At 57.0% G+C, this 6,026-nt stretch carries 8 protein-coding genes (1 of these 8 cut by a window edge); all 8 read right to left on the bottom strand.

The window, feature by feature from the left end; all coding sequences use genetic code 11:
- Positions 1-908, bottom strand: a 908-nt coding sequence (locus tag VZP09_RS01055; protein WP_328794844.1) for a PHP domain-containing protein, incomplete at its 3' end; no start/stop codon positions are given.
- Between the two features lie 17 nt (positions 909-925).
- Positions 926-1,525 (bottom strand): ribonuclease HII, encoded by a 600-nt coding sequence (gene rnhB / locus VZP09_RS01050; RefSeq protein ID WP_002889376.1) that lies wholly within the window; start codon positions 1,523-1,525, stop codon positions 926-928.
- Positions 1,522-2,673 (bottom strand): lipid-A-disaccharide synthase, encoded by a 1,152-nt coding sequence (lpxB, locus tag VZP09_RS01045; protein WP_004177355.1) that lies wholly within the window; start codon positions 2,671-2,673, stop codon positions 1,522-1,524. Before lpxB ends, rnhB begins: the two co-directional genes overlap by 4 nt.
- Positions 2,673-3,461: an acyl-ACP--UDP-N-acetylglucosamine O-acyltransferase gene (gene lpxA, locus VZP09_RS01040; RefSeq protein ID WP_004178647.1), complete on the bottom strand. Its 789-nt coding sequence runs from the start codon at positions 3,459-3,461 to the stop codon at positions 2,673-2,675. The genes lpxB and lpxA overlap by 1 nt, the downstream gene beginning before the upstream one ends.
- A 3-nt stretch (positions 3,462-3,464) precedes the next feature.
- On the bottom strand, positions 3,465-3,920 hold the full coding sequence (gene fabZ / locus VZP09_RS01035; protein ID WP_004145858.1) for a 3-hydroxyacyl-ACP dehydratase FabZ: 456 nt from the start codon (positions 3,918-3,920) through the stop codon (positions 3,465-3,467).
- A 105-nt stretch (positions 3,921-4,025) separates the two neighbouring features.
- Positions 4,026-5,051 (bottom strand): UDP-3-O-(3-hydroxymyristoyl)glucosamine N-acyltransferase, encoded by a 1,026-nt coding sequence (gene lpxD / locus VZP09_RS01030; RefSeq protein WP_328794843.1) that lies wholly within the window; start codon positions 5,049-5,051, stop codon positions 4,026-4,028.
- A gap of 3 nt (positions 5,052-5,054) precedes the next feature.
- Positions 5,055-5,540, bottom strand: coding sequence for a molecular chaperone Skp (skp, locus tag VZP09_RS01025; RefSeq protein WP_002889325.1), 486 nt, complete (start codon positions 5,538-5,540; stop codon positions 5,055-5,057).
- A 121-nt stretch (positions 5,541-5,661) separates the two neighbouring features.
- On the bottom strand, positions 5,662-6,026 hold part of the coding region annotated (locus VZP09_RS01020; protein WP_328794842.1) for a BamA/TamA family outer membrane protein (this coding region is incomplete at its 5' end). Its footprint extends 7 nt past the window's final position; 365 of 372 annotated nt are visible.

Raw genomic sequence — 6,026 nt, 5'->3', positions numbered from 1 at the left:
CGCTCTTCCAGACCCTCTTTCGATTTCATGACCAGGAAATCTTCGGTGGTCATATCGCCCGTCGGGAACTGCGGCAGGAAATATTCGCCAAGCCGCACGGTGACGTTGCAGCGCTTGGCGATTTCTACGCTGTTTGCCAGCGCTTCCGGGATGTCGGCGAACAGCTCGCACATCTCCTCCTCACTGCGCATATATTGCTGCGGCGAGTAGTTACGCGGCCGTTTCGGATCGTCGAGCGTGAAGCCGTCGTGAATGGCGACGCGGATTTCGTGGGCGTCGAAGTCGCCGGTTTCAAGGAAGCGGACATCGTTGGTCGCCACCACCGGCAGGCCGCGCGCTTCCGCCAGCGCCACGGCGGCATGGAGATAGCTCTCTTCATCCTGACGACCGGTACGGATCAGCTCCAGAAAATAGCGGTCAGGGAAATGCTCTTCATAGAAAGCGACGCACTGTTCCACCAGCGGCATATTGCCGCGGATCAGGCTGACGCCGACGTCACCTTTACGGCCGCCGGAGAGCAGAATCAGCCCTTCCTGATGTTCCACCAGCCAGTCGCGATCGATCCACGGCCCCAGGGCGCCGTAGCCGCGCTGATAGGCACGGGAAATCAGCAGCGTCAGGTTCTGGTAGCCGGTGTTATTCGCCGCCAGCACCGTCAGTTCGGTAAACTCATCGCCGAGCAGGTCGCACTGCACGTGAAAGTCGGCGCCGACGATCGGCTTAATCCCCGCGCCGTGTCCCGTCCCGTAGAACTTCACCAGCCCACACAGGTTAGTGAAATCAGTGATCGCCAGCGCTGGCATGCCAAGCGAGGCCGCCTTCTTCACCAGCGGCCCGGTCTTCGCCAGCCCATCGATCATGGAATAGTCGCTGTGCACCCGCAGGTGTACGAAACGTGGTTCAGCCATCTTAAGATCCCGGTGACTTAGTTGGACGCCAGGCCCAGGGCACGCTTCACCGGGCCAAAACTGCGCCGGTGATGCTCTGTTGCGCCGTGTTCCTGCAGCTTCTGCAGGTGAACAGCGGTGGGATAGCCTTTATGCTGGGCAAATCCGTAGTGGGGAAATGCGAGGTCCAGCGTGGCCATTTCGGCGTCACGAGTGACTTTTGCCAGAATAGACGCTGCGCTGATTTCTGCCACCCGGCTGTCGCCTTTCACCACCGCCTGGGAGGGCATCGGTAGCGACGGACAGCGGTTGCCATCGATCAGGACAAACTCAGGAACAATGCTCAGGCCGGCGACGGCGCGCTGCATCGCCAGCATAGTGGCATGCAGAATATTCAGCTCGTCGATTTCGTGCGGCTCGGCGCGCCCCAGGCTCCAGCACAGCGCTTTCTCTTTAATCTCATCGAACAGCGCCAGACGACGCTTCTCGCTGAGTTTTTTGGAATCATTCAGACCCACAATCGGCTTCGCCGGATCGAGGATCACCGCCGCGGTCACCACCGCGCCAACCAGGGGGCCACGCCCGACCTCATCGACGCCGGCAACCAGATGGGTATGCGGATAGACGAACTCCATCATTGTTTTGCTAACTCCAGTACGGCGTCCGCCGCCTGCTCATCGGCGTTGCAGCGGATCTGCTGATGCAGGGCGCGGAACGTCTCATGCATCTCATGGCTGGTTTTGCCATCGGCCAGCAGCGGCTGCAGAGCGGCTGCCAGCGCCTGGGGCTCGCACTCATCCTGCAGCAGCTCTTTAACCAGTTCGCGACCGGCCAGCAGGTTCGGTAACGAGACGTAGTCGGTTTTTACCAACCGCTTCGCCAGCCAGAAGGTGAACGGCTTCATCCGGTAGCCAACCACCATCGGGCATTTCGCCAGCATACACTCCAGCGCTGCCGTCCCGGAGGCCAGCAGCGCGGCGTCGCTGGCGATCATTGCATCGCGCGCCTGACCGTCCAGCATATGCACGATCATATCCGGCGCCGTCTCAGCTTTAATACGCTCAAACTGCTCCCGCCGTTTAGCATTAACCAGCGGCACCACCACCTGCAGATCGGGATAGGTGGTGCGCAGAAGCTGCGCGGTTTTCAGGAAGTCGGCGCTAAGCATTTCGACTTCCGCGCCGCGGCTGCCGGGTAGCAGAGCGAGGCAGCGCACGCTGTGCGGGATCCCTAACCGGTCGCGCGCAGCGCCTTTGTCAGGATCCAGCGGCATCGCATCCGCCATGGTATGACCGATAAAGCGGCAGGGGACGTTAAATTTGTCATAAAACGCCTTTTCGAAAGGCAGAAAGGCCAGCACCAGATCGGTGGATCTGCCGATTTTGAAAACGCGTTTTTGTCGCCAGGCCCAGACCGACGGGCTGACGTAGTGAATGGTTTTGATGCCCTGCTTTTTCAGATTTCCTTCGAGGGTGATATTAAAGTCAGGGGCGTCGATGCCGACGAAGACATCGGGACGCAGCTCGCCGAAGCGGCGGGTCAAATCGGCGCGAATATGGAGTAAGCGACGCAGGCGACCGAGCACTTCAACAATGCCCATCACCGCCAGCTCTTCCATTTCATACCAGGCTTCGCACCCTTCCGCCTGCATTAGCGGCCCCGCCACGCCGACAAAGCGCGCATTCGGGATGCGTGCTTTAAGCGCGCGGATGAGACCAGCGCCTAGAATATCGCCGGAGGTTTCTCCGGCGACCAGGGCAATCGTCAGGGGACGCTGTTCAGCCATTAACGAATCAAGCCGCGGGTAGAACGAGCGAAGAAATCGACAAACGGCTGAACCTCAGGATGCTGAGCAGCCAGTTCGGCGATTTCCGGCTTGGCTTCTTCCAGCGTTTTGCCGCTGCGGTACAGCAGTTTATACGCGTTGCGGATCGCGGTGATTGCTTCCCGGCTGAAGCCGCGGCGTTTCAGCCCTTCGATGTTAACGCCGAACGGCGTCGCATGGTTGCCCTGGGCAATTACGAACGGCGGAACGTCCTGCGCCACGCCGGAGCAGCCGCCAACCATAACGTGTGAGCCAATGACGCAGAACTGATGCACCGCCGTCATGCCGCCGATAATGACATAATCATCCAGCGAAACATGGCCCGCGAGCGTCGCGTTATTGGCCAGAATGCAGCGATCGCCAAGCGTACAATCGTGCGCCACGTGGGCGTTGATCATCAGCAGGTTATCGTTGCCCACCTTTGTTAATCCACCGCCCTGTACTGTGCCGCGATGAATGGTGACGCTTTCGCGAATGCGGTTGCGATCGCCAATTTCCACCCGGGTCGGTTCGCCAGCATATTTCAGATCCTGGTTAACTTCGCCGATGGAAGCGAACTGATAGATCTCATTGTCACGGCCGATTTTGGTGTGGCCGTTAACGACAACGTGAGACTTCAGCACGGTGCCTTCGCCGATTTCGACGTTAGCGCCAACAATACAAAACGGACCAATGTGGACGTTAGCGCCAATCACGGCGCCTTCTTCTACAATGGCGGTAGGATGAACAAAAGCGGTTTTATCAATCACGTATCAGGCCTCCCGGCTACGCGCACACATCATCGTCGCTTCGCAAACCACTTTACCGTCAACCAGCGCAACGCCTTTGAAACGGGTCAGGCCGCGGCGGGTTTTCTCGAAAGTGACTTCCATAATCATCTGATCGCCTGGTACTACCGGGCGTTTGAAGCGTGCTTCATCGATACCCGCGAAGTAGTACAGCTCGCCTGGTTCCAGTTTTCCGACGCTTTTGAACGCCAGAATCCCGGTGGCTTGCGCCATTGCTTCCAGAATCAGGACGCCCGGCAAAATCGGCTTACCAGGGAAGTGCCCCTGGAAAAACGGCTCGTTTACAGAAACATTTTTTACTGCGCGCAGAAAACGACCTTCTTCAAAATCCAGCACGCGGTCTACCAGCAGGAACGGGTAACGGTGAGGCAGAAGTTCCAGAATCTCTTCAATGTGCAGAGTATGAGTGTCAGTAGTCAAAATACTCTTCCTGTCTAAATGTACTAAAAGGCAATAATAACACGGCCTGCGGCAATCTTTTAGCGAATGCAACAGGCCGGAAATGTCATGTGACCAAATGATGAATTAGTCTTGTTGATTAACCTTGCGCTCAATCGCTTTCAGGCGCTTGCTCATCTCGTCGATATTCATCACCAGCGCAGCGGTTTTACGCCACGCCTTGTTCGGCTGCAGCGGAATACCGGAGGAATATACGCCAGGTTCGCTGATAGGACGCATCACCATCCCCATCCCCGTGACGGTGACCTTATCGCAGATTTCCATATGGCCGTTAATCACGCTGGCGCCGCCAATCATGCAGTAGCGGCCAATTTTCAGGCTGCCCGCCATGATAACGCCGCCAGCGACCGCGGTATTGTCGCCAATCACCACGTTATGCGCAATCTGGCACTGGTTATCAATGATAACCCCGTTGCCAATCACGGTATCGTCCAGCGCACCACGGTCAATCGTGGTGCAGGCGCCAATCTCCACGCGATCGCCAATAATGACGCGACCCAGCTGCGGGATCTTTACCCAGTTACCGCGATCGTTAGCGTAGCCGAAGCCATCCGCGCCAATCACCGTGCTGGACTGAATCAGGCAATTCTCGCCGATCTCAATCTCATGGTAAACGGTCACATTAGCCCACAAACGCGAGCCGGCGCCTATTTTCGTATTTTTCCCAACGAAGCAGCCTGCGCCGATAACTACGTTATCGCCCAGCACTACGCCGGATTCGATAACCGCGTTGGCGCCGATGGCAACGTTGCTACCCAGCTTCGCCGACGGATCGATGACCGCGCTCGGCGCGATATCCTCAGCCGGCTGCGGCGTGGTATCCAGAATTTGAGCCATGCGCGCGTAGGTCAGGTAGGGGTTACGCACTACCANCGCGGCGCTATGGGCAAAAGGTAAATCATCCTGCGTCATCACAACGGCAGAAGCCTGGCAAGCGGCCAGGTGCTCACGGTACTTAGGGTTGACCATGAAAGTGATTTGGCCCGTTTTCGCGCTCTGCATGGACGCAACGCCGGTGATGACGATATCGCCATCACCGTGTAATTCTGCATCCAACTGCTGCGCGAGATCAGCCAGTCGAATTGAAGGCATTACTTATTTAACCTGTTTCAGCACATCAGCGGTGATGTCTTTTACATCGCTGCTGTTATATGCAACGGCATTCGCGTCAACCACCAGATCGATGCTCTGATCTTTCGCTACGCTCTGTACGGCAGTCTGGATACGGGTAACCAGTTTGCCACGCTCTTCGTTGGAACGACGTGCGCGATCCTGTTCAAACGCCTGCGCTTTCTGGGAGAAGGTCTGGCGCTGTGCCATCACGTCTTTTTCCAGTTTGGTACGATCGGCGCCCGGCTTCATGGACTGCAGACGCTGCATTTTGGACTGCAGGTCGCCTTCCATACGCTGCAGTTCGCTAGCGCGGCCTTTGAACTCGTTTTCCAGCGTGTTGGAAACGCCAGTTTTCTGGGCAACCTGTTGGAACAGGCTGTTCATGTTCACCAGGGCAATTTTATCTGCCGCCTGAGCGGAAGTTACCATTGCCAAACCCAGACCTGCAGCTAATAACCACTTTTTCACAATAAACTCCTTACCATCCCATGAGTACCCAGGGGTACCGTTATTTGCGTGGCGAGGCGATAAACGCGTTATCGCCTACGGTCAGCGCTATACTGCACTTGCATTCCGTTGCCGCCAACAATTACCAGGTTTTACCAATGTTAAACTGGAACTGTTCGGCTTTGTCTCCATCGTACTTTTTGAACGGTTGGGCGTAGGAGAAGACCAACGGCCCCAACGGCGACATCCACTGCACGGCAATACCCGCAGACATACGGATGTTGCTCGGATCGCTGTAATCCGGATATCCAGCGTACGCGCTCGAATCCCAGTGAGTATCCCATACGGTACCCATATCCCAGAAGACGGAAGTCCGGACCGAGTTCGCATATTTGTCACTAATAAACGGCGTCGGGGTAATCAGCTCCAGGCTGGCCACCGCCATGGCGTTACCGCCCACCGCATCATCGGATTTACACGGTGCGGATTCGGTGCTCTTACAGTCGT

Origin of the sequence: Klebsiella sp. EMBS2024 (assembly GCF_036233805.1) — a bacterium.
Taxonomy (GTDB): domain Bacteria; phylum Pseudomonadota; class Gammaproteobacteria; order Enterobacterales; family Enterobacteriaceae; genus Klebsiella; species Klebsiella pneumoniae.
Note: the sequence above shows the minus strand (reverse complement) of the source record. Positions and strands in the feature narration are given on the sequence as shown.

Coding starts and splice junctions, on each gene's coding strand:
- lpxB (WP_004177355.1), bottom strand. CDS start 2,673: ATGGCTGAACAGCGTCCCCTGACGATTGCCCTGGTCGCCGGAGAAACC.
- rnhB (WP_002889376.1), bottom strand. CDS start 1,525: ATGATGGAGTTCGTCTATCCGCATACCCATCTGGTTGCCGGCGTCGAT.